19 protein-coding genes are annotated in these 23964 nt (G+C 73.0%); 6 read left to right on the forward strand and 13 right to left on the reverse strand.

Annotation, left to right across the window (positions count from 1 at the left end; genetic code table 11):
• Positions 1–55: 55 nt before the first annotated feature.
• The 3 genes from FNH09_RS13630 to FNH09_RS13640 form a co-directional block, all read right to left on the reverse strand.
• The gene (locus FNH09_RS13630) at positions 56–1174 is read right to left on the reverse strand and encodes a tetratricopeptide repeat protein (protein ID WP_152887553.1); all 1119 of its coding nucleotides are present in this window, start codon (positions 1172–1174) and stop codon (positions 56–58) included.
• A gap of 198 nt (positions 1175–1372) precedes the next feature.
• Positions 1373–2794, reverse strand: a complete 1422-nt coding sequence (locus tag FNH09_RS13635; RefSeq protein WP_152887616.1) for a CAP domain-containing protein — start codon at positions 2792–2794, stop codon at positions 1373–1375.
• 142 nt (positions 2795–2936) lie between these two features.
• A complete protein-coding gene (locus FNH09_RS13640) occupies positions 2937–4196 on the reverse strand; it encodes a serine hydrolase domain-containing protein (protein WP_152887555.1) in 1260 nt (419 codons plus the stop codon).
• 335 nt (positions 4197–4531) lie between these two features.
• Here FNH09_RS13640 and FNH09_RS13645 point away from each other — a divergent pair, with 335 nt between their 5' ends.
• Positions 4532–6358 (forward strand): M4 family metallopeptidase, encoded by a 1827-nt coding sequence (locus FNH09_RS13645; RefSeq protein ID WP_162468539.1) that lies wholly within the window; start codon positions 4532–4534, stop codon positions 6356–6358.
• Between the two features lie 108 nt (positions 6359–6466).
• Here the strand turns inward: FNH09_RS13645 and FNH09_RS13650 are convergent, their stop codons facing one another.
• From FNH09_RS13650 to FNH09_RS13665, 4 genes are all read right to left on the reverse strand, one after another.
• The gene (locus FNH09_RS13650; protein ID WP_162468540.1) at positions 6467–9448 is read right to left on the reverse strand and encodes an AAA family ATPase; all 2982 of its coding nucleotides are present in this window, start codon (positions 9446–9448) and stop codon (positions 6467–6469) included.
• Positions 9449–9522: 74 nt separating this feature from the next.
• Positions 9523–9873, reverse strand: coding sequence for a UBP-type zinc finger domain-containing protein (locus tag FNH09_RS13655; protein ID WP_162468541.1), 351 nt, complete (start codon positions 9871–9873; stop codon positions 9523–9525).
• Positions 9870–11333, reverse strand: coding sequence for an ATP-binding protein (locus FNH09_RS13660; protein WP_162468542.1), 1464 nt, complete (start codon positions 11331–11333; stop codon positions 9870–9872). Before FNH09_RS13660 ends, FNH09_RS13655 begins: the two co-directional genes overlap by 4 nt.
• Positions 11330–13006 (reverse strand): NAD(P)/FAD-dependent oxidoreductase, encoded by a 1677-nt coding sequence (locus FNH09_RS13665; protein WP_152887559.1) that lies wholly within the window; start codon positions 13004–13006, stop codon positions 11330–11332. Before FNH09_RS13665 ends, FNH09_RS13660 begins: the two co-directional genes overlap by 4 nt.
• Before the next feature lie 208 nt (positions 13007–13214).
• On the opposite strand from FNH09_RS13665, the gene FNH09_RS13670 reads away from it, so the two are divergent.
• A complete protein-coding gene (locus FNH09_RS13670) occupies positions 13215–14087 on the forward strand; it encodes a universal stress protein (RefSeq protein ID WP_152887562.1) in 873 nt (290 codons plus the stop codon).
• Positions 14088–14131: 44 nt separating this feature from the next.
• Here FNH09_RS13670 and FNH09_RS13675 read toward each other — a convergent pair whose 3' ends face one another.
• Positions 14132–15367, reverse strand: coding sequence for a DUF4032 domain-containing protein (locus tag FNH09_RS13675; protein WP_152887564.1), 1236 nt, complete (start codon positions 15365–15367; stop codon positions 14132–14134).
• Between the two features lie 9 nt (positions 15368–15376).
• Positions 15377–16123, reverse strand: a complete 747-nt coding sequence (locus FNH09_RS13680) for an MBL fold metallo-hydrolase (protein ID WP_152887566.1) — start codon at positions 16121–16123, stop codon at positions 15377–15379.
• Between the two features lie 96 nt (positions 16124–16219).
• Here FNH09_RS13680 and FNH09_RS13685 point away from each other — a divergent pair, with 96 nt between their 5' ends.
• On the forward strand, positions 16220–16969 hold the full coding sequence (locus FNH09_RS13685) for a DUF6348 family protein (RefSeq protein WP_152887568.1): 750 nt from the start codon (positions 16220–16222) through the stop codon (positions 16967–16969).
• Positions 16970–17016: 47 nt separating this feature from the next.
• Here the strand turns inward: FNH09_RS13685 and FNH09_RS13690 are convergent, their stop codons facing one another.
• The gene (locus FNH09_RS13690; protein ID WP_152887570.1) at positions 17017–17646 is read right to left on the reverse strand and encodes an alpha-ketoglutarate-dependent dioxygenase AlkB; all 630 of its coding nucleotides are present in this window, start codon (positions 17644–17646) and stop codon (positions 17017–17019) included.
• A gap of 135 nt (positions 17647–17781) precedes the next feature.
• On the opposite strand from FNH09_RS13690, the gene FNH09_RS13695 reads away from it, so the two are divergent.
• Positions 17782–18429, forward strand: coding sequence for a TetR/AcrR family transcriptional regulator (locus FNH09_RS13695; RefSeq protein WP_152887572.1), 648 nt, complete (start codon positions 17782–17784; stop codon positions 18427–18429).
• A 17-nt stretch (positions 18430–18446) separates the two neighbouring features.
• On the forward strand, positions 18447–20120 hold the full coding sequence (locus tag FNH09_RS13700; protein WP_152887574.1) for an FAD-binding dehydrogenase: 1674 nt from the start codon (positions 18447–18449) through the stop codon (positions 20118–20120).
• An 88-nt stretch (positions 20121–20208) separates the two neighbouring features.
• Here FNH09_RS13700 and FNH09_RS13705 read toward each other — a convergent pair whose 3' ends face one another.
• On the reverse strand, positions 20209–20559 hold the full coding sequence (locus tag FNH09_RS13705; RefSeq protein ID WP_152887576.1) for a DUF488 domain-containing protein: 351 nt from the start codon (positions 20557–20559) through the stop codon (positions 20209–20211).
• A gap of 152 nt (positions 20560–20711) precedes the next feature.
• Between FNH09_RS13705 and FNH09_RS13710 the strand changes: the two genes are divergently transcribed.
• Entirely contained in the window at positions 20712–22145 is a 1434-nt protein-coding gene (locus FNH09_RS13710; protein WP_162468543.1) for a M1 family aminopeptidase, read from the forward strand.
• Positions 22146–22289: 144 nt separating this feature from the next.
• Here FNH09_RS13710 and FNH09_RS13715 read toward each other — a convergent pair whose 3' ends face one another.
• Positions 22290–22541, reverse strand: coding sequence for a WhiB family transcriptional regulator (locus FNH09_RS13715; RefSeq protein WP_152887580.1), 252 nt, complete (start codon positions 22539–22541; stop codon positions 22290–22292).
• Between the two features lie 118 nt (positions 22542–22659).
• Positions 22660–23877, reverse strand: a complete 1218-nt coding sequence (locus FNH09_RS13720; protein ID WP_152887582.1) for a saccharopine dehydrogenase family protein — start codon at positions 23875–23877, stop codon at positions 22660–22662.
• Positions 23878–23964 lie beyond the last annotated feature (87 nt).

A 23964-nucleotide genomic window follows, 5' to 3' on the forward strand; every position in this document is an offset into this window, starting at 1 on the left:
CCATGTCCTCGACCGCTGCCGGGCCTTGGTGGATCCTGGGCTGCGGGCAGCGTCGTCATCGCGCGGTCCCCTCGCCGGTGCCGGTGCCGGTGCCGGTGCCGACGCCGACGCCTGCTTCCGGGCCGGGGCCGGTGTCCGTGCGGGGGCCCGCGTCGACGCCCAGCTCCTCCTGCGCCCGTGTCACCATCTGCCGGGCGTGCCGCAGTCCGATCCGCTCCAGGGTCCGGGCCAGCTCGGCCAGTTCGGTCGCGGTCTCCGCGCGGTCGCGGCCCAGCCGGGCAAGGGACTTGGCCAGACCGAGCCGGGCCAGCGCCTCGCCGCGCGGTTCGCCCATGGCGCGGAACTCGTCCAGCGCCAGCTCGTAACGCTCCCGGGCCTCCGCCCAACGCCCGGCACGGTAGAGGACGTTGCCCTGCATCTTGTGGTTGTAGGCGAGCGCGCTCGACAGGTTCATGGCCCGGCAGGTCGTCTCCGCCTCGGCCAGCAGGGCCAGTGCCCGCCCGGTGTCGCCGTCGCGCACCGAGACGACGTCGGCGAGCCCGCGCAGCGCCCAGGCGTGCCCGCGCCGGTCCTCCGCGCGCTCCGCTATCTCCGCCGCCTCCTCGAACAGGGCGTACGCGCTGTCGTGGGCGCCCGAGTTGCGATGCATCTGGGCGATGCCCTCCAGGGCCCAGACCGTGTGCCGGGCCTCGCCGCGCCGCCGGGCCTCGGCGAGGAGCTGTTCGTGCAGCCGTCCGACGGCCTCGTAGTCGCCCTGGATGCGGCCGGTCTCGGCCAGGCCCGCCAGCGAGTAGCCGCGGGCCACGACGTCGCCGCCGCGCTCACCGAGTTCGGCCGCGAGCTCCAGCAGACGCCGGGCCAGGGGGAGCGCGCCGCGCTGGCGGGCCAGCGTGCCGCCGCTCCACAGCGCCCAGGCCATCGCCGCGACGTCGCCCGCGTCCCGGGCCGCGCGGTAACTCGCCTTCCAGGCCAGGTCCGCCTCCCGCACCTGCCCCAGTCGCCGGTGCGCCTCCGCCACCGCCAGGCCCGAACGCGCGGCCTCGGCGCGCTGTCCGGCCCGTTCGGCGGCCCGGAGCTGTTCGGTGCCCGCGGCCAGCACGTCGACCAGGGAGGAGTTCACGGAGAGGGTGGTGAGGGCGCCCTGGTACTCGGGGGCGTGTGCTTTGCCGTACATCGATGCCTTTCCACGGGGTGGGACGCTGTCCGGCACGACATCTATGCACTGTGCGTATACATGTCGTGTATACATGTCGTGTATACATGCCGCGTATACATGATGCGTATAGTGCGCCGGAAATCAGCCCCGGCACTGGAGGCCGGGGCCGTCGTCTGTTGTGGATCAAGACGTCGGATCGGGCGGGGAGGTTGCCTCTCAGGCGCCGAAGAGCTGGGTCCAGTACGTACCCGCAGGTCCGCCGCCCGCGAAGCCGACCCCGATATGGGTGAAGTCGGGCTTGAGGATGTTGGCCCGATGCCCCGGACTGTTCATCCAGCCCTCGACCACCTCGGCGGGGGAGCGCTGCCCGCAGGCGATGTTCTCGCCGATCGAGCGCCGGGTGGAGCCCGCCGCGGCGGCCCGGTCCCACGGCTGGATCCCCTCGGGCGAGGTGTGGGAGTAGAAGGCGCGCGCCACCATGTCCGCGCTGTGGGCCCGCGCGGCGGTCGCCAGCAGCGGATCTGCGGACAGGGGCCGCAGGCCCGCGCGGGCGCGCTCGGTGTTGGTGAGGGCCACGACCTCGGCCTCGGCGCGGGCCAGTCCGTCGGCGGTGAGCGGGGTCGCCCACAGCGCGGTCCAGTAGGTGTCACCGTCGGCCGGGACCCGGGCCACACCCGCGTGGGTGAACGCCGGGTCCTGGAGGGTGCGCCGGGGCTGGTCGGATTCCAGGCAGTAGGCGACGAACTCGGCCGGGGTGCGCGGTCCCGACACCAGATGCTCGCCGACGGTGAGATAGGCGTATCCGGCGGCGGTGACGCGCTGGTGGACGGAGACGCCGTCCCGTCCCTCGACGCCGAGGCGGCGGGCCGCGGCCATGGCCGCGGCGTGCTCGCGCGCCGCACCGGCCAGCCGGGCGTCGAGGGCGACGGGCGGGGAGCCGGCCCGGGCACGGGCGGAGTTGACCAGGTCCAGGAAGCCGTCGGGATCGGGGGCGGGCACGTGCCCCTGCGCGGGGCCGCCCGCCGGGACGGGGACCCGGCCGTGCGCGGGCCGGACCGCGGACGCCGTCGGCCGGACCGCCGGTGGTGCCGGGCGGGCGGACGGTGGTGCCGGGCGGGTCGTCGGTGGCGCGGGGGCCGCGGCGGACGGTCCGGGCGGCTCGTCGGTGACGTCCACGCCGAAGTCCCGAGCCAGGCCCGCCAGCCCGTCCGCGTACCCCTGCCCGACGGCGCGCAGCTTCCAGCCGGTGCCGCGCCGGTATATCTCCGCGAGCAGCAGGACCGTCTCCTGTCGGGGCCGCGACGGGGCGAACCGGGCGAGCGCGCGGCCCTGCGGGTCGGTGACGTACAGGACGGGAGCGGGCAGCCGGTCCAGGGAGGTGCCGGGGTCGGCGGGGCTGACCACCACGGTGACCCGGGTGGCGCCGGGCCGCAGCGAGGCCGGGTCGACGCGCAGGGTGTCACCGCCGAGCCGGGCGCCCGGGGCGGTCGGCTGGTTGTAGAAGACGAAGTCGCCGTCGCCCCGGACCCGGCCGCTGTCGTCGGTGACGAGCGCGGACACGTCGAACGGGCCGGGCACCCGGACGGTCAGCGCGCCGTCCGGGAGGGGCACATTGCCGCCGGGGACCAACTCGCTCATCCTGCCGCCCTGGTGTCGTGGTGCCGGACCTGCCGGGCCCTCGATCGGACAACGCGCCCCGACCCCCGGGGGTTCCTGGCCCGACGCCCGACGCCCGACGCCCGACGCCCGACGCCCGGCGCCCGACGCCCGGCGCCCGGGGTCAGTCCCGCTCGATCCCCGGGGCGATGTCCTCGTGCCGCTCCACCGATGCGGCCCGCCCGGCCGCGCCGGCCGCGCCGCCCACGCGGTTGCGCACACCGCAGAACGCGGACTCCAGCGTGCCCAGCATGGTGTTGAGCACCTTGCCGTTGTTGGAGGTCGTGGCGAGCGCGGTGAGGCTGCGGCCGCCGTCCCCGGTGGTGAACGCGTAGCTGTAGTAGCCCTGCACGGCACCCGTGTGCCCGTACACGGACACCCCGCAGGACAGGTCGCGCCGCCGCAGTCCGAGCCCGTACCCCTGGGTGGGGTTGACCACGGTCCATCGCTTCATCTCGGCCAGTCGCGCGGCCGAGGTCAGCCGGCCGCGCAGCAGCGCCGCGTAGAAGGTGCCGAGGTCCCGGGTGCTGGAGATGATCGCGCCCGCGCTCTGCGCCCACGACGCCGTCTGCTCGGTGGCGTCGACCAGCGGGGCGCCGGCCTTGTCGGGGGTCAGATAGCCGTGGGCGTGGCGGCCGGGGATCCCGGTGTCGGGATGGACGTAGAAGGTGTCGCGCAGTTTCAGCGGATCGATGATCCGCTCCCGGTACTCGGTGCCGACCGGCCGGCCTGTGAGCTTCTCGATCAGCAGACCGGCTACGACGAAGTTGGTGTTGGAGTAGGAGTAGGCGGCGCCGGGCGCGTTGGTGGGCGCGTGCCGCAGCGACAGGGCCACCAGCCGGCGGTAGGTGAAGACCTTGGTGCGGACCGCTTCGAAGCCCTGGACCGAGTCGGCGAACATGTCGTTCGTGTAGTCGTACAGACCGCTGCGGTGGCTGAGCACCTGGCGCACCGTGATCCGGGCGTCGGGCAGCAGGCCCGGCAGATGGCGGTCGACCGGGTCGTCCAGTTTCAGCCGCCCCTCGTCGACCAGTTGGAGCAGGACGACGGCGGAGAACGTCTTGGTGATGCTGCCGACCCGGAAGCGGTCGGTGTCGGCCAGGAGCCGTCCAGTGGTCCGGTCGGCCACCCCGACGGCCGACCACCGGACCGTGCCGTGGTCGTCGATCCTGGCCATGGCGCCCGGCGCGCCCTGCTGCTGCGCCGTGCGCAGGACTCCGCGCAGCCCCGTGAGATCGGGTTCGGGCAGCAGGGGGCGGGTGGTCGTGGCCGGGGCCGCGGTGGGGCTCGCTCCCCGGGGTGTCGCGTGCGCCGGTGCCGCCAGGAGCGACAGCAGGACTGTCGTCGCCAGTGCCGTACCTCTTCGGGCCGTCGTTGTGACCATGCGGTTCCTCGTCCGTCGTCGGTCGATGGGGAAGCGAGTGTCACGAGCGGACGTCAATGCGAGATGTGTCACACCCGTGCGAGGGCAACCTTCTCGCGTCTCGTCATATCTCCTCGTTCGACGCACAGTTGGTCGCTCACCGATCACTGAGCGGGATGGATTTGCAAAGTAATGCCATGAAAAGCAGCTAAAAAGACCATTCGCTCTTTACATGGACATGACTGATCCATAAGGGTTCCACTCTGGGGCTCTCCCGGCCCCCATGGCGTTCGACACCGCCATGCGTCAGGGCGGTCGGTGCTCCCGGCCGTCTGCGAACTAAGGAACCCTCAGCAGTGCGCAGACCCCATATACGCAGCCTGGCGGTGGCCGTCGCCGTGACGACGACCGCCACCGGACTGGCGGGCACGGCCCTCGCGGCCCCGGCCACGGGGACGGGCGCGGGCACCGCCTCGACCTCGCCCGCGTCCGTGGTGGGGGCGGCCGTGGCCGTCGCCTTCGCCCACGCCTCGGCGACCGGCCTCGCGCCCGGCGACGAACTGCACGCCCGGGACGTGCTGATCGACCCGGAGGGCGCACGCCACGTCCGGTTCATCCGCACCCACCGGGGGATGCCGGTCCTCGGTGGCGACATGGTCGTCCACCTCACCCGGAACCTGACGTACGCGGGTGTCACCCGCGCCGCCGACCACACGGTCAAGACCGTCGCCACGGCCAGGCTCACCGCGCGACAGGCCGAGCAGAAGGCCGCCGCCGTCGCCAAGGGCGACGCGGGCGGCGCCCGGCTCGTGGTCGACGCCCGCGACGGCTCCTCCGCCCTCGCCTACCAGGTGCGGGTGAGCGACAGCGACACCACCGAGAGCGGCGGCTCCCGTACGGTCGTCATCGACGCCGTCACCGGCTCGGTGCGCAGCAACGCCCCCGACCAGGACGAGTTCCTGTCGCCCCGGCTGCTGGACACCCTGCGCCGGCGCGGCGAGACGATCTCCCCGGCCGTCGGCACCGCCCCGCGGTCCGCCTCCTCGATCGTCGGCTCCTCGATCGCCGGCTCGTCGGCCTCCGCGGTGTCGTCCGCCGCGGTGACCGCGGGCCGCTACCCGGCGACCGCCTTCGGCACCGGCACCTCGCTCTTCGTCGGCAAGGTCCCGCTGGTCACCACCCGGACCGCCGCCACCACGTACGTGCTGAAGGACCCCTCCCGCTGGGGCACCGAGACGCGCGACGCCAAGGGCGCGGAACTGGAGGTCTTCGGGCAGGGCAAGCAGTTCACCACCACGAACGACTCGTGGGGCAACGGCGCCGTCTCCAGCCGTACCACCGCCGCCGTCGACGCCCAGTACGGCATCACCAAGACCCTGGACTTCTACAAGAAGACCTTCGGTCGCAAGGGCATCGAGAACAACAGCAAGGGCGCCCGCGCCATGGTCCACTTCGGCAACAAGGTGGGCAACGCGTTCTGGGACCCGTACTGCGACTGCATGCTGTACGGGGACGGCGACGGGTCCGTCATCAAGAAGCCGCTCGTCGTCCTCGACGTCACCGGCCACGAGCTCACCCATGGCGTCGTGGACGCCACCGCCGGCCTGGAGCCCACCCGGTACGACAACCTGGGCAACCAGTACGGCGAGCCCGGCTCGCTCAACGAGTCGCTCGCCGACGTCTTCGGCTCCAACGTCGAGTTCAGCGCGAACAACGCGAACAACCCGCCGAACTACCTCATCGGCGAGAAGCTGGGTCTGTCCCAGAAGTTCCTGCGCCGCCTGGACAAGCCCTCGCTCGACACGATGGAACGCACGATCGACTACTGGTCGCCGGCGGTGTACGACACCGAGGTCCACGCCGGCTCCGGCGTCTCCTCGCACGCGTACTACCTCCTCGCCGAGGGGAGCGGCAAGAAGACGATCGGCGGTGTCACCTACGACTCGCCGACCTACGACGGTCTGCCGGTCACCGGCATCGGCCGCACCAAGGCCACGGCGATCTACTACCGGGCACTGACCCGCTACATGGTCTCCACGACCGACTTCCACGACGCGCGCGTCGCGACGCTGAAGGCGGCGAAGGACCTCTACGGGGCGGACAGCGCGGAGTACAAGGCGGTGGACCGGTCCTGGGCCGCCGTCAACGTCACCGCCGCCAACACCCCGGCCGCGCGCAACTGACGCGAGGCCGGACCGGGTGCTCCGCCCCGGGCGGGGCACCCGGACCCGCGGCCGTGCCGCCTCGCCAGGAGCCGGGACCGGCCGGACGCGCGTGCGGTTCCCGGGCGATCAGCCGGACGCGTTCGCCTGCCGGGGGATCAGCCCCTCCCGGTAGGCGATCGCCACCGCCTCCGTACGGCTGGCGGCGCCCAGCTTGGCCAGGATGTTGGAGACATGGACGCTGGCCGTCTTGCCGGTGATGAAGAGCTCCTCGCCGATCAGACGGTTGCTGCGGCCCAGCGCGAGCAGCCGCAGCACGTCCTGCTCGCGCGCGGTCAGGGGGGAGACGCGGTCGTCGGACGGCCGGGTGTCCGCCAGCCGCCCGCGCCGGACCAGGGCGTCCACCTGCTCCCGCAGCGGCGCGGCACCGAGCAGGTCGGCGCACTCGCGTACCGCCCGCGCCTGCGCGGCGGCCTCCTCCCGGCGGTCGGCGACCAGCAGCGCCTCGGCGAACCGCAGCCGGCAGCGCGCCCGCTCGTACACGTCGCCGTAGTCGAACGCGACCACCGTCCTTTCCCAGATCACCGGATCCGGTCCGGACACGGCCCGGGTCCACTCCGCCTCCGCGCGGGCCAGCCACGCCTGCCCCTCGGGACCCTGCGGTGCGGCGGGCTTTCCTTGCGCGGCCGTCTCCCGGGCCAGTTCGACCAGTTGCGTCGCGGTGTCCGTCCAGCGGTCCAGCTCGCCTTCCTGGCCCGGCTGGCCCGCCTGGCCCGTGCGACCCGACCGGCGCAGCTCCGCGGCCCGGTCGGCGACCGCGGACAGCGCGAGCGCCACCAGCCGGACCGCGGCGTCCGGCAGCCGTCCCCCTTCGGACAGCGCCGATACCGAGGTGCGCGCCCGCTCCACGGCTTCCTGCGGGTCCCCGCGCAGCGCGGCGTCGTCCGTCAGCACGATGCCCGCGACGAGCGTGGCGAGCCAGTCGAAGGGCTGCCGCAGCAGCTTCCGAGCCTGCTCGGCGGCCGACCGGTCGCCGCGTGCGACACCGACGTACCACGCGGGCCCCAGCGCGAACCCGCCCGACGGGGGCAGCGCCTCGGCCGCGTCCGCCGCCGCGCCCAGACACGCGTCCCACTGCCCCAGGGTGTACATCGCCAGCAGCTGGAGATAGCGCATCTCCAGCGGATACGGCGCGGCCTGCAACCCTGTGCGGCGGGCCCGGTCCAGGCCATCCGCCAGCCAGGGCAGACACTCCTGGAACTCGCCCGACTCGAAGCAGCCGATGGCCAGATGGAACAGTGCACGCATCTCGACCGTCGTGTTGCCCGAACGGCGGGCCAGTTCGCGGGCCTCCTTCAGCCGCTCACGGCCCTGCGGGGTGCGCCGGGTGCAGCCCTCCAGCCCCGCCAGCGAGATCAGCAGGTCGGCCTGCGCGTCGGTCACCCGCAACTCGCGCGCCACCGGCAGCGCCTGCCGGGCGACGCGCAACGCGGTCTCGTCGTCGCCGAGCTGACGTGCCGCCAGGACGTGCGTGGCCGCCGCCCACACCCAGGTCGGCGACGGAGGATCGGCCGGTATGAGCGCCAGCGCCTCGCCGCTGTGCGCGAAGGCCGCGCCGTGGTCGACGCCCAGCAGGTTCCCGGCGAGGGTGTAGCGGACCCGGGCGGCGAGTTCGGAGTCCGCGTCGTGTCCGACGCCGGCCAGCGCGGCCCGGGTGAGCGCGACCGCGCGATGGCCCTCGCCCGTGTGCGCCGCCGCCACCGAGGCACGCAGCATGAGCGTGATCCGGTCCGTCCCCTCGCCCGTGGGCAGCGCCGCCGCGTCCACCGCGGGCCAGAGGTCCAGGGCCGTCTCCAGGTGCCGCAGCTCCTCCGCGGGCGCGCCGACCCGCTGGGCGTGCCCGGCGGCCTCCAGCGAGGCGGCGAGGGCCTCGGCCAGGTCGTGGCTCTCGCGGTAGTGGTGGGCACGCTCCGCGGCCGTCTCGGCCGCGTTTCCCCGTCCGGCCAGCAGGCGCGCGAACGCCCCGTGCAGCCGCGCCCGTTCACCGGGCAGCAGATCGGCGTAGACCGCCTCGCGGGCCAGCGCGTGCCGGAAGGCGTACGTGTTGCGGCTGTCGGTCACCAGGAGCTGATGCCCGACGGCCTCGCGCAGCGCCGACTCCAGCTCGTCCTCGGGCAGCCCGACCGCCTGGCTCAGCAGGTCGTGCTCGACCCGGCGCCCGGCGACGGCGGCCGTCCGCAGCATCGACTGGGCGGTCTCGGACAGTTGCTCGACCCGAATGAGCAGGAGGTCGGCCAGGCCGCTGGGCACCCCGCCCACCCGCGCGTCGGTGGCGGCGAGCAGTTCCTCCGCGTAGAAGGCGTTGCCCTCGGCCCGCTCCACGATGCCGCGGACGGTCGCCTCCGGCAGCGGACGGTCCTGCCGGGCGCGCACCAGCCGGGCGACCTCCCCGTCGGTCAGCGGCCGCAGCTCCAGGCGCTCGACGGCGGGCAGCCGCACCAGTTCGGCCAGCAGGGGACGCAGCGGGTGGCGGCGGTGCAGGTCGTCGGCGCGGTACGAGCCGAACACGGTGAGCCGGTGGGCGGGCGCGCCGCCCACCGGGCGGGCGAGGAAACCACGGCTGAGCAGGAAGCGCAGCAGGTCCCGGGAGGACTGGTCGGCCCAGTGCAGATCCTCCAGCACCAGCAGCAGGGGCGCGGTCCTGGCCAGGTCGGCCAGCAGCGACGCGACCGCCTCGAACAGCCGCAGCCGCCCGCCCGCGTCCCCGGCGGCGTCCGGCCCCGCGCCGAGCAGCCGGTCCACGGCGTGATGGGCGGCCAGGACCGGCGCGAACCGCTCGTCGGCGGCGACCGCCGCCAGGATCTCGGTGAACGGCAGATACGGCAGCCCGACGTCCCCCAGATCGACGCAGTGGCCGGTGAGCACGGTCGTACCGGACTCGGCCGCCCGCGCGGCGGCCTCGTCCAGGAGCCGGGTCTTGCCGACCCCGGCGTCCCCGGCGAGGAGCACGGCACGGGACTCGCCGGCGCGGGCGAGCTCCAGCACACCGGCGAGGCGGGCGAGTTCCGCCTCCCGGCCGACGAGAGCGGTGGTGAAGACGGGTTGCGGCACGCCCCCATCCTGGCACGGATCACCGACAGCGCCCCGGCCGCGACCGACAGTGCCGCGGCCGCGCGACGGCAGGCTCAGTGCAGCGACTGCGACCAGTTCGCCGGTACGCGCCCCGCCGGTCCCGGTGCGGGCTGGTCCAGCGGGTGGTGCTCGGGCGGCGTGAGATCAGGCCCCGACTCGTACAGTTCGCTCGTCTCGTAGTTCCAGAACCAGTCCTCGCCCGGTTCGAAACTGCGCACCAGCGGATGCCCGGACGCCTTGAAGTGGGCGGTGGCGTGCTGGGCGGGGGAGGAGTCGCAGCAGCCGACGTGCCCGCACTGCGTGCACCGCCGCAGATGGAACCACCAGCCGCCGACCGCGTCGCAGTCCACGCAGCCCTCGCCGCTCGGCGGGACGCTCGGGTCGATGCCGTCCACGTTGCTCACAACGCCTCCTCGGAAGTGGTCTCGGACTCTGCCCCGGTGAGCGGCAGCAGGATCCGGAACCGGGTGTCACCCGGCACGGACTCGACCTCGATGCTGCCGTGGTGCTTGTTGACGACGATCCGCCAGGAGATGTCCAGGCCGAGACCGGTGCCCTGGCCCACCGGCTTGGTGGTGAAGAACGGGTCGAAGATCCGGCCGCGGATCTCCGGCGGAATCCCGCCGCCCGTGTCCCGGAACACCACCACCAGCTGGTCGTTCTCCCGCGCGGTGCTCACCGTCAGCGTCCCCTCCCCGCCCGCGTCGGCGATGGCGGAGACCGCGTTGTCGATCAGGTTGGTCCACACCTGGTTGAGCTCCGCCGGGTAGGCCGGGACGCGGGGCAGCGAACGGTCGTACTCCTTCACGACCTTGATCTTCTGGCCGATCTTCCCGGAGAGCATCAGCAGCGTGCTGTCCAGGAGTTCGTGCACGTCGGCGACCTGGAAGGGGGCGCGGTCGAGCTGCGAGTACTGCTTGGCGGCGTTGACCAGGTTCGAGACGCGGGTGGTGGAGTCCTCGATCTCGTCCATCAACAGCTCGGTCTCGACCGTGTAGTTGAGCCATCCCACCGCCCCGGGCAGGATCTCCTCGTCCACCGCCGCGGCGACCTGGTCCAGCCAGTCGACGTGCAGACCGGCCTGGACGAAGGCGGGCGCGAGCCGCCAGCCGTCCGGGATGTCGTGGTCGTCGAGCCAGTCGGTGACGGCGTCCTCCCGGTCCGAGGCCTCCAGCGGGCTCAACGTGGGGGCCTTGGCGACCAGTTCGGCCGTCCGCTCCTGGATCTCGATGAGGCTGACGAGGGCTTCGCGCGGATACGGGCCCGCCGAGATCACACTCAGCTTGTGCCGCATCTTCGCCACCCGCTCGCGCAGCGTCGCCGTGGCCCGCACGGCCGCCGCGGCCGGGTTGTTGAGCTCGTGCGTGAGCCCGGCGGACAACGAGCCCAGCGCCAGCAGCCGTTCGCGCTGGCCGATGAGCCGCTGCTGGCTCTTCGAACCGAAGAACAGCCCCTCCAGCAGATGGACCGCCATCGGGAACCACTCCTGCATGATGCCCGCGAACGTGTCCGCGGGCAGTACGAAGAACCGCGTCGGCTCCGTGACCCGCATCGAGTTCGTGTAGACCTGCCGCACCCGGTCGTCGCCGATATAGGCCTGCATCGCCCCCGCGTACACCCCGCGCTGCGAGGTCCGGCCGACCTCGACATCGTCGTCGCCGACCCGGCGCAACAGCACGACCGTGCCCTCGACCATCACATAGAAGCAGGTGGCGGGCTCTCCCTCGGTGTACACCGGCCCCGGTTCGTACTGCTCCACCCGCCCCTCGTGGCACAGTCTGCCGAGCTGCTCCGGGGTGAGCTTCTCGAACAGGAACAGCGATCCGATCTCCTGCGGGCGGCACTCCACCCGCCGCCCGCTCACGACTGCTCCAGATACCGGTGGACGAGCATCACGGCCATGGCTCCCTCTCCGACGGCGGACGCGACGCGTTTCGCGGACTCGGCGCGGGCGTCGCCCGCCACGAACACGCCGGGGACACTGGTCTCCAGGTGGTACGGCGGCCGGTCCAGCTCCCAGCCCGCGGGCGGCCGCCCGTCGGGTGTCAGGTCGGGTCCGGCCAGGATGAACCCGCGCTCGTCGCGCAGCACCGTGCCGTCCAGCCAGTCGGTCAGCGGGGCCGCGCCGATGAACACGAACATCCACTGCGCGTCGACGAGTTCGCTCTGCCCGCTCGCCGAGTCGCGCAGGGTCAGCTGCTCCAGGTGCTCGGAGCCGTGCGCGCACTCCACGACCGTGCCGGTGCGCACGGAGATGTTGGCCGCCTCCTCGATCTGCTGGATCAGGTAGTACGACATCGACGCCTCCAGCGACGGCCCGCGCACCAGCAGCGTCACCGACTTGGCGCCCCGGGACAGGTACATCGCGGCCTGCCCGGCGGAGTTGGCGCCACCCACGATGTACACGTCGTGTCCCTGGCAGGAGGCCGCCTCGGTCAGCGCCGACCCGTAGAACACCCCGCAGCCGGTGAGGTCGGTCACGCCGGGCGCGGGCAGCTGCCGGTAGGAGACGCCCGTCGCCAGGATCACGCTGTGCGCGGCGATCGCGGAGCCGTCCGAGAACCGTACGATCCGGGCCGCGCCGTTGATCTCCAGGCCCGTCACCTCGCGCGCGGTGAGGATCTCGGCACCGAACTTGGCTGCCTGCCGCCGGGCCCGGTCGGTGAGCTGCGCGCCCGACACCCCGTCCGGGAATCCCAGGTAGTTCTCGATCCGGGAGCTCTGCCCGGCCTGCCCGCCGGTGGCCTCGCGCTCCACCAGCACGGTCCGCAGCCCCTCGGAGGCCCCGTACACGGCCGCGCCGAGCCCGGCCGGGCCGCCGCCGATGACGACGAGGTCGTAGAAGTCGGCGGTCGGGGTGGTGGCCAGCCCCACCCGGGCGGCCAGCTCCGGCGCCTCCGGCTCGACCAGCGGGGTGCCGTCCGGGGTGACGACCAGCGGCAGCCGCTGTCCGTCCTGCCCGGCCGCTTCGAGCAGCCGCTTCCCCTCCGGCTCGTCGGCCGAGTACCAGCGGTAGGGCACCTGGTTGCGGGCCAGGAACTCCCGTACGTCCGACGAACGCGCCGACCAGCGGTGCCCCACGACCTTCGTGATCGCCACCGACCGGTAGTCGCTGGCCCGCCAGGCGACCAGCAGGTCGTCCAGGACCGGGTAGAGCTTCTCCTCCGGCGGGTCCCAGGGCTTGAGCAGATAGTGGTCGAGGTCGACCACGTTGATCGCGTCGATCGCCGCGCTGGTGTCCGCGTACGCGGTCAGCAGCACCCGGCGCGCCCCCGGATACACGTCCAGGGCCTGTTCCAGGAACTCGATGCCGTTCATCTGCGGCATGCGGTAGTCGGCCAGGATCACCGCCACGAGGTCGCCGCGCAGCTTCAGCTCGCGCAGCGCGTCCAGCGCGGACTCTCCCGACTCCGCGCGCACGATCCGGTACGACTCGCCGTAGCGCCGTCTGAGGTCCCGGGCGACGGCACGGGAGACCCCCGGGTCGTCGTCCACGGTCAAGATGACGGTCCGCGCTGCCTCGGCGGCCTGTGCCATACGTCTCCCACCCCGAGTGGTCGGATGTGCGGCACGGCGCCTGCGTCGCCGCCGGGCCGACTTCCGCCATCGTATGTTCGATCGCCCGGCTTCGCTCGGGTATGCGGCGGCCCGGGCCGCCCGCGATCATGAAAGGCGGGCGTGCCGGGAGGGCCGTGGGGAAGACTGGGGGCCCACGGACGACACGCGACACAGGGAGGCGACGCGCATGACGCGCCCCATCACGGCAGGCGTCGACGGAACGGACGAGAGCCTGGCCGCGCTCGCCTGGGCGGCGCGGGAGGCCGTCCGCAGGCGGCTGGCGCTGCGGGTGGTGCACGCCTGGCGGTTCCAGCAGGACGCGGCGCCGGACGTGGCCGAGCGCGACACGCAGGAGCGGTGGGTGCGGGACGCGGTGGCCGGTGCCGTGCGCACCCTCGCCGAGCGGCACCCCGACCTGGAGGTGACCGCCGACGTACCGGAGGGCGACGCGGCCGAGTCCCTCGTCGCCGCCGCGGCGGACGCCGAGCTGCTGGCGCTGGGCTCGCGCGGGCACGGCGCCGTCGTGGGCTTCCTGCTGGGCTCCGTCGGACAGCAGGTGATCGCCGAGGCGGTCCGGCCCGTGGTCCTCGTACGGGCCGGGGACCAGGCCGCCGCCGAGGCCGGCGGCCGCGAGATCGTCGTCGGGCAGGAGGGCGGACCGGACGACAGCGCCGACGTGCTGCGGTTCGCCTTCGAGACGGCCGCCGCCCGCGGTGCCACCCTGCGCGCGGTGCGGGCCTGGACGCTGCCGCCCGCGTTCGCCTACAGCCCGGGTTCGCTCCGGCTCCTCGACGACGCCGGGGGCCTGGAGCCGTACGAGACGAAGGCGCTCGGCGAGGCCCTCGCACCCTGGCGGGCCCGCTTCCCGGAAGTGCGGGTGGTCGAACACGTGGAGATGGGCAGCGCGGGCCAGGTCCTGCTGTCGGCGGCCGGGCGGGCACAGCTGGCGGTGGTCGGACGCCGGGCCCGCCGTACCGCCGTGGGGGCCCGGATCGGCTCCGTCGCGCACGGGGTGCTGCACCACGCGCCCTGCCCGGTCGCCGTCGTCCCGCACGCCTGAGCCACCCGGTGCCGGGGGCGTCCGAAGCGGCCCGGGCGCCCCGGTCACTCGGGATCCGTCGGCTCCAGGGTGTCGCGCGCCTTGGGAAGGATGTTCGCGACGTAGTCCGCCACGGCCCGGTCCAGACCGATGTCGTGCTGGGCCCGCTCGGACAGGTACCAGCGGTGTTCGAGCAGCTCGTGGTAGATCTCGGCCGGGTCCATCGCACCGCGCACTTCGAGCGGCACGGCGCGCACGGTGGGCCGGAACACGTCCCGCACCCAGCGGTGCGCCAGCACCTCCGGGCGGGCCGCGAGCGGGTCGCCCGGCGCGTAGTCGCTCTGGGTCGCCATCCAGCTCTCCAGATCGTTGAGCAGCCGTCTGGCCTGGTTCTCCTCGGTGTCCAGGCCGGTCAGCCGCAGCAGCTGACGCTGATGGTGACCGGCGTCGACGACCTTGGGCACGAAGGTGACCGCGTCGCCGTGCGAGGAGTGCTCGATCTGCATCTCGGCGACGTCGAACCCCAGGTCGTTCAGCCGGCGTATGCGGCGCTCCATGTAGTGGTGCTTGCCCGCCGGGTAGACGGAGGTGCGGGTCAGCTCCTGCCACAGCCCGTCGTAGCGGGCGCAGATCTCCTGGCCGAAGCCGATCGGATCGACGGCCGGGTGCAGCGCCCCGGCCGCCTCCAGATCGAGCAGCTCGCCGCTGATGTTGACCCGGGCGAGGTCGAGGTCGTACTCGCGCTGCCCGGGGCTCAGCCGCGGGTGCAGCTCGCCGGTCTCCGCGTCCACCAGGTACGCCGCGTAGGCCCCCGCGTCGCGCCGGAACAGCGTGTTGGACAGCGAGCAGTCGCCCCAGGCGAACCCGGCCAGATGCAGCCGCACCAGCAGCACCGCGAGGGCGTCCATCAGCCGGTGCATGGTCGCCGGGCGCATGGTCGTCTCGAACATCGAGCGGTACGGCATCGAGCCGCCGAGGTGCCGGGTCACCAGCGCCGGTTCCAGCGGGGCGCCCGCGGCGTCGAGGCGGCCGGTGACCACGGCGAGCGGGTCCACCGCGGGGATGCCCAACCGGTCGAGGTCGCGCAGCAGTTCGTACTCGCGCAGCGCGGGCCGCTGCGCGAGCTCCTTGACGGCGATCACCTCGTCGCCGGCCCGCGCGTAGCGCACCACGTGCCGGGAGATGCCCCGCGGCAGCGGCACCAGGAACTCCTCGGGCCACTCCTCCAGGGCCGTGTCCCAGGGCAGTTCGAGCAGGAGCGCGGGGTGCTCCGGGTTGGTGGCACTGATCTGCAAAGCCATGGCCCGAGCTTAGGCGGCGCGCTCCCGGGCCAGTCGTGCCGCCGCCTCGACCGATCCCCGGTGCACGGGTCCGTGTCCGGGGAGCAGCAGGTCGGCGGAGAGGGCCTCGATGACGGACAGGGAGGCGACGGCCCGGGCCCGCTCGTGGTGGAACATGTCGGGCAGCAGCTGCGGGCCCTTGGTCCGCGCGGTGGCGTGGCCGCTGACCAGGGCGTCGCCGGAGACCACCGCGCCGACCTCGGGCAGATGGAACACGGCGTGTCCGACCGTGTGGCCGGGGGTGTGCACGGGCACGGGCCGGCCGGGCAGATCCAGCGCGCCGGTGCCGGTGAACGGCGCGGGCGCCGTCACGGGGTGCTGCTCGGCGCCGCCGACGCGCAGCACGTGCACCAGCCACGGCAGCACACCCGGCCGCCAGATGTTGCCCAGTACCTGTCCGACGCTCACCTGCTGGAGGAAGTCCCGGCGCGCGTGCGGCACTTCGTCCTCGTGCAGGTAGACCGGCGTGCCGTAGGTGCTGCGCAGGTATTCGGCCGAGCCCAGGTGGTCGTTGTGGGCGTGGGTGATCAGCACGGCGGCCACGGCCTCCGGCGAACTTCCCACCGCGGCCAGGGACTCCAGGAGCTGCTGCCGGTCTCCCGGATAGCCGGTGTCGATCAGGGTCGCGGCGTCCCCCTCGGTGAGGATCACCCAGTTGGTGTTGCTGCCGTGCACCAGGTAGGTGCCGTCCGCGACTTGCTGCACATCCGCCCGCATGATCGCCCCGTGTGGTGTGGTCCGTGCCTGACCCGCACAGCAAAGCAGATCATCAAGACGGCCCTCCAGGCGGGGCGGCTCCGTAGGATCCCTCGTATGCCTTGGATACGCCGCCGCGCGCGCCAGCCCGAGCCGTCCCCGGAGCGCCTGCCGGACCTGGAGTTCCTCGCCCTCGTGAAGGCGAGCCTGGAGGAGTACGCGCCCGGTGTGACACGGGGCGCCGAACTCAAGGGCCAGTCGCTGCTCAGTCCGCACGGATGGGCCGTGGCCGTGGCGCCCCCGCACCACGGAGGCGGCCGCCACTACGATCTCGTCGCGCTGCCGGACGTGAGTATCCAGCCGGACGTGCCGTGCTTCATGGACTGTGTCGTCGCCATGTCCGGCGACCCACGGCAGGCGGCTAACGCGTGGGTGGAGACGGCCGGCGCGTGCCTGCTCGAACTCCTCGACCCGCAACAGCGCTTCGCGGAGCACGCGGGTCCCGGGGACGAGCGCGGCGTCCCCGGTATGCACGCGATCGTCTCCGGCGTGGTCGGCTTCGGATTCGACGCCTCCGAGAACCGGCGCATCCAGACCGCCCTGGTGGAAGCGAACGTGCTGCACCGTCTTGCGGACACGTTCACCGCGGACCTGGAGTCCCCGTTCTTCAACGGGGTCAAGTTCTTCTACGGCGGGCAGCCCGGCTCGATGCAGACCGAGATCCGGGTCAACGGGGAGCGCCACGAGGCCGCCTCGGCCGCGATGGCGGCACTGGACCTGCCCGAGCCTTCGGTGTTCACCGCCGTGCGCGGTTACGCGTTGCTGATCCCCGAGCGGGCCGACGGCGGGGAGCCGGAACACCGCTGAGCCCCCCTGAGCCCGCCGCACCCGGCGGTGCGATCGGCGGACCTCCGTCACCGCACCCCGTGCGGCCGGAACTGGACGCTGATGCGCGGCCCGGCGGCGCGCGTGGACTTGGGTACGCAGTGCTCCCAGGTGCGCTGGCAGGAGCCGCCCATCACGATCAGGTCGCCGTGGCCCAGCGGACGCCGCACGGTGTCGCCGCGTCCGTGCAGCGGCCGCAGCAGCAGATCGCGGGGCGCGCCCACGGAGAGGATCGCCACCATCGTGTCCTCGCGCGCGCCCCGGCCGATCCGGTCGCCGTGCCAGGCGACGCTGTCCCGCCCGTCGCGGTAGTAGCACAGCCCGGCCGTGGTGAAGGGCTCGCCCAGCTCGTCCCCATAGCGCGCCGAGAGCAGCTCGCGTGCCTCGGCCAGCACCGGATGGGGCAGCGGATCGTCGGCGCCGTAGAACGCGAGCAGCCGGGGCACGTCCACGACCTGGTCGTACATCTTCCGCCGCTCGGCACGCCACGGGACCTCGGCCGCCAGCTGTTCGAAGAGTGCGTCGGCTCCGGCGAGCCAGCCGGGAAGCACATCGATCCAGGCGCCCAGGCCGAGCTCCGTGCGGCGCGTCCCGTCGAGCCGGCCCAACCGCAGCCGGTCGGTCTGGTCGAAGAGCGAGCCCTGGAGGTGCGTGGTCATGGAACCAGCGTACGCCTTAATCGAAAATATGTTCCCTTCCCAGAGCCGGGTGCCACCGGATTTCCTCACCCGTCGCACACCTCTTTCGATGCACTGATGTATCGGATACATTCGCGTATCGAACGGAGGTGGGGCATGGCGCAAGCGGCGCAGCAGCCGGCGGGGCGGGTCACCAAGCGCCGGGTCCGCACCCGCGCCAACCTGCTCTCCGCGGCCTTCTCGGTGTTCGCCGCCAAGGGGTACGGGCGCGTGTCGATCGAGGAGGTCTGCGAAGCCGCCGGCTACAGCAGAGGCGCCTTCTACTCGAACTTCGACAGCCTGGACGAGCTGTTCTTCGCCCTCTACCGCGAACGCGCCGACCTCATCGCCGACCAGGTCGCCGGGGCGCTCGCCCTCGACGGACCCGACCTCGACGTACCCGCCGCCGTGGACCGCGTCACCGAGGTGCTCCTGCTCGACCTGGACTGGCTCCTGGTGAAGACGGACTTCCTGGTGCACGCCGCGCGCGACCCGGTCGTGGCCCGGACCCTTCTGGAGCACCGGGCCCGGCTGCGGCAGGCCGTCGCCGACCGGCTCTCCCGGGCCCGGGGGCACACCGAACTGCCCGCCGTGCTCGGCGACGTGGACGGCGCCGCCCACGCCGTGGTCGCCGCGTACGACGGCGTCACCACCCAACTGCTGCTGGACAAGGACGTCGAGGGCGCCCGCGCCTGGCTCAAGCAACTGCTCACCGCGCTGCTCACCGACGGCAGCGACAAGCCCGCCGCGCAGCGCGGCGGATGAGGAAGGAAACGGTCGCCATGGACGCGGACGTCATCGTCGTCGGAGCGGGCCTCGCCGGCCTGGTCGCGGCGCACGAACTCACCAGCCGGGGCCGACGCGTCGCCCTGGTCGACCAGGAGAACGCCGCCAACCTCGGCGGCCAGGCGTTCTGGTCCTTCGGCGGACTGTTCCTCGTCGACTCCCCGGAACAGCGCCGCCTGGGCATCAAGGACTCCTTCGACCTCGCCTGGACCGACTGGCAGGGCAGCGCGCAGTTCGACCGCGCCGAGGACGAGGACTCCTGGGCGGTGCGCTGGGCCCGCGCCTACGTCGAGTTCGCGGCGGGGGAGAAGCGCTCGTGGCTGGAGGGCCACGGCATCAAGCTGCTGCCCACCGTCGGCTGGGCGGAGCGCGGCGATCTGCGCGCCGACGGGCACGGCAACTCCGTACCCCGCTTCCACATCGCCTGGGGAACCGGCACGGGCGTCGTCGAGCCGTTCGTCGCGTACGCACGCCAGGCCCAGCGCGACGGACTGCTCACCTTCCACCACCGCCACCGGGTCGACGAACTCGTCGTCGAGGACGGCGCCGCGCGCGGGGTGCGGGGCACCGTCCTGGCCGACGACGACTCTCCCCGCGGTGTGGCCTCCAACCGCGAGGCGGTCGGCGAATTCGAGCTCACCGCGCAGGCCGTCGTCGTCACCAGCGGCGGCATCGGCGCCGACCACGACATCGTCCGGCGCTACTGGCCCGAGCGGCTGGGCACGCCCCCGGCCCACATGGTCACCGGCGTGCCGGAGTACGTCGACGGGCGCATGCTCGACATCAGCGCCGCGGCCGGTGTCAGACTCGTCAACCGCGACCGCATGTGGCACTACACCGAGGGCATCCAGAACTGGAACCCGATCTGGCCCGGCCACGGCATCCGCATCCTGCCCGGCCCGTCCTCGCTGTGGTTCGACGCCCTCGGCCGCCGGCTGCCCGACCCGTGCCTGCCCGGCTACGACACCCTCGGCACCCTCAAGCACCTGCGCACCACCGAGGACCTCGCGGGCCACGACCACTCGTGGTTCGTCCTCACCAGGAAGATCATCGAGAAGGAGTTCGCGCTGTCGGGCTCCGAGCAGAACCCCGACATCACCGCCAAGGACCGCAAGGCGGTGCTGCGCGACCGGCTGCTCGGCAAGGGCGCGCCCGCCCCGGTGACGGACTTCCTGCGGCACGGCGCCGACTTCGTGATGGCCGACACCCTGGAGCAGCTCGTCGAGAAGATGAACGGCCTCACCGACAAGCCGTTGCTCGACGCGGCCGGGATGCGCCGTCAGATCGAGGCCCGCGACCTCCAGATGGCCAACCCCTACAGCAAGGACTCGCAGATCCAGGGCATCCGCAACGCCCGCCGCTACATCGGCGACCGGCTCGGCCGGGTCGCGACCCCGCACCGGATCCTCGATCCGGCGGCCGGCCCGCTGATCGGCGTCAAGCTGCACATCCTCACCCGCAAGACGCTCGGCGGCATCCAGACCGACCTGGACTCCCGCGCCCTGGGCGCCGACGGCACCGCGATCGACGGTCTGTACGCGGCCGGAGAGGTCGCCGGATTCGGCGGCGGCGGTGTGCACGGCTACAACGCCCTGGAGGGCACGTTCCTCGGCGGCTGCCTCTTCTCGGGGCGGGCGGCCGGACGGGCGGCGGCGAAGCAGACGGCCTGACCGTTCCCGCCGGTCGCCGCCGCGACCGGGGTGACTGCCGCAACCGCCGTGACGGTCGCGGCAGTCACGGCGGCCCGGCCCGTCGCGCTCAGCCCTGGAGGAGGTGGGCCAGGACGGCCGCGTGGCTGTGGTCCGGGGACTTCGAGGCGGTCAGCAGGGTGACGGGCCCCTCCTCGGCCGACTCGCGCAGCACGTCGACGAGCTCCGCCGCCTCCGGCGCGGCGAGCTCCGCCTCGTAACGGCGCGCGAACTCCTCGTACGACGCCTCGCCCTCGTGGTACCAGCGGCGCAGCTCGGTGGACGGGGTCAGGCCCTTGGGCCACTCGTCCACCGCCGCCGCGTCCTTCGACAGGCCACGCGGCCACAGCCGGTCGACCAGGACCCGCACACCGTCCTCGGGCTGCGGCGTTTCGTAGACGCGGCGCACACGCACGCTCATGGTCAGGCCCCTCCGTAGTGGCAGTGGTCCTCTCGAGCCTACGACCGCGCGCAAGGTGACGCCCCGTGACTTGACCTGAACGAGGGGGACCGCCGGGCGGGGGCGCCCCTAGTCTGTGGGGGTTTGATCATCGCCACCCCCCAGGAGCGCATGTGAGGCCCACTCAACAGCAGTCCGTCAGAAGCACCACCGTCCTCGGCCGCAGGGCCGTCGTCGGAGCCGTCCCCGTCGCCGTCGCGGCCCTGCTCGCGACCGCCGGGCCCGCAGCGGCGGGCACCACGGGCGCATCCGGTGCCGCGGACCCGTACTTCCCGCTCGCCGGAAACGGCGGCTATCACGTCAGCCACTACGGCCTGACCCTGGACTACCGGCCGTCGAACCGTCACCTCGACGGCAGGGCCGTGCTCACCGCCCGCGCGACCGAGCATCTGACCCGCTTCGACCTCGACTTCAAGGGCCTGAAGATAACCGGCCTCACCGTCGACGGGCACAAGGCGGCCTTCCGGCGCAGCGGCCAGGAACTCGTCGTCACCCCGCGCCACGCCCTGCGCAAGGGGCAGCGGTTCTGTGTCACCGTCACCTACGGCGGCACCCCCGCGCCCGTCACCGACCCGGACGGCTCCGCCGACGGCTGGATACCCACCGACGACGGAGCCTTCGTCGCCGGTGAGCCGCAGGGCGCCATGACCTGGTTCCCGGCCAATAATCATCCCAAGGACAAGTCGGCCTACGACTTCACCCTCACCGTCCCCGAGGGACATGCCGCGATCGCCAACGGCGTCTACCTCGGACGGCGCACCGCCCACGGGAAGACCACCTACCGCTGGCACCAGGCCGAGCCGATGGCCGCCTACCTGGCGACCGCGACCGTGGGGAAGTTCAAGGTCCAGCAGTACACCACCCGCGACGGCGTGCAGGTCGTCAACGCCGTCGACCCGCGCGAGGCGGCCGCCGCCGCACCCGTGCTGAAGAAGCTGCCCTCCGTGCTGGAGTGGGAGAGCAAGGTCTTCGGCCCCTACCCGTTCCGGGCCGCCGGCTCGATCGTGGACCACGCGCCCGACGTCGGCTACGCCCTGGAGACCCAGACGCGGCCCCTGTACGACTCCGCGCCCGACCTGGCCACCCTCGTCCACGAGAGCGCCCACCAGTGGTTCGGCGACTCCGTCTCCCTGACCAGCTGGAAGGACATCTGGCTCAACGAGGGCTTCGCCACGTACGCCGAGTGGCTCTACAGCGAGCAGCACGGGGGCGACAGCGCCCAGAAGACGTTCGACGCGCTGTACGCGCGTCCGGCGGGCGACGACCTGTGGGCGTACCCGCCCGCCGACCCCGGCAGCGGCGCGAACATCTTCGGCACGCCCGTCTACGCGCGCGGCGCGATGGCCCTGCACGAGCTGCGCACCGCCGTGGGCGACCGCACGTTCCTCCGCATCCTGCGCGCCTGGGCCACCGAGCACCGCGACGGACACGGTACGACCGCGCAGTTCGAGCGTCTCGCGCAGCGGGAGTCCGGCAAGAAGCTCGACGGCCTGTTCCGGACCTGGTTGTACGGCACCGGCAAGCCGGCCCGCTCGGACCGGTCGTAGGGACCGGCCAGTCGCGCCCCCGTGTCGGCCGCCGGAGCGGGGCCGACACGGGGGCCGTCCGCGGTCGCAGGGGGCGCGGTCCGCGCGTGTGCGGCCGTCGCGGGCGCGGGTCCGCGCGTGTGCGGCCGTCGGGGGAGGGGCGCGCTATCCCGAGTGCCTGCCGGAGCCCAGCCGGCGCCTGAGCGCGCGCCGTGCCGCCTCGTCCGTGCCGCCCCAGACACCGAGGGCCTGCCCCGTGTCCAGCGCGAACCCCAGACATTGCTCCCGGACCGGACAGCGCGCGCAGACCCCCTTCGCCTGTTCGGTCTGGAGCAGCGACGGCCCCGAGGTGCCGACCGGGAAGAACAGATCGGGGTCCTCGGTCCGGCACTCGGCGCGGAATCGCCAGTCGTCCATGGAAGTCACCTGCGATCGGGATCGTGTGTGCGCTTGTGGAGGATTAATGTGAACCACTTGCCTGCGGGTCACCTCTCGACGCGCCGTCAAACAGCGGTCAGGTCCTCCGGGACGCACATCACTGTTCCCGGATGCCCCAGGGCGAGCCGTACTCGGTGAGCAGGTCCAGGAACGGCACGGCCGGGAACGCCTCGGGTCCGAGGACACCCTTGCCCGACCAGACGCCGTCGGCCAGGAGTTCGAGAGCGACCACGGGATTGACGGCGGTCTGCCACACCACCGCCTGGCAGCCGTACTCGGCCATCGACCACTGGTTGTCGACCACGTGGTACAGGTACACCTCGCGCGGCGCGCCGTCCTTGACGCCCCGTACCCAGGTGCCCGCACAGGTCTTGCCGTGCATCCGCTCGCCCAGGGTCGCGGGGTCGGGCAGGCAGGCGGCGACGACGTCCCGCGGCGAGACGGCGATCGGACCGTCGGGGCCGGGCACGGTCACCGGTTCGGTGCGGTCGAGACCGAGCAGACGCAGGGTCTTCAGGGTACGGATGAAGTCCTCGCCGAGGCCGTACTTGAAGGTGACCCGGCGGGCGCCGACCCAGCGCGGCACCAGCAGTACCTCCTCGTGCTCCACGTTCACGCACTCCACGGGCCCGATGCCTTCGGGGAAGTCGAACACCTCGGGCTCGCTGAAGGGTTCGGTGGTGAACCAGCCGCGGTCGGCCTCGTAGACCACCGGCGGGTTGAGGCACTCCTCGATGGTGGTCCAGATGTTGAACGACGGCGCGAAGTCGTGGCCGTCGACGGTGAGGTCGGCGCCGTCGCGGATGCCGATCTCCTCGATCTCGTCGAACAGTTCGTCGGCGGCGTACCGGGCGAAGACGTCCGACAGACCCGGCTCCACCCCCATGCCGACGAGCGCCAGGGCACCCGCCTTCTCCCACTCGGCCGCCTGCGCGAACTGGGCGTCGCCGAGCATGACCCCGCACTCCTCGTACGGCCGCTCCGGGTGCGGCCGGGACAGTGACATCGCCATGTCGACATAGGTGGCCCCGGCGGTGCGGGCCGCCCGGAACAGGGGCTCGACGAAGCGCGGGTCGGTGGCGTTGAGCAGGACGTCGCAGGCGTGCCGCCGCAGCAGCGCGGCCACCGCCTCGTCGTCGCCGGCGTCGACCTGCTCGGCGCGGAACCTCGTCCCGTCACCGAGGGCGGCGACGGCGGCCTCGGCCCGCGCCGGGTCGTAGTCGGCCACCACCATCGTCTCGAAGAACGACCGCCGGGCCGCGATCCGGGTGATCGCGGTACCCACACCGCCGGCTCCCACAAGCAGAACACGCATGACGAGGACTCCTTCTCAGCTGAAATCGGCGACTCGGTGACTCGGCGACATGGCGACGCGACGAATCGGTGCACTCGGTCGAGTCGG

The sequence above is a fragment of the Streptomyces adustus genome (assembly GCF_009377175.1).
Taxonomy (GTDB): Bacteria; Actinomycetota; Actinomycetes; order Streptomycetales; family Streptomycetaceae; genus Streptomyces; species Streptomyces adustus.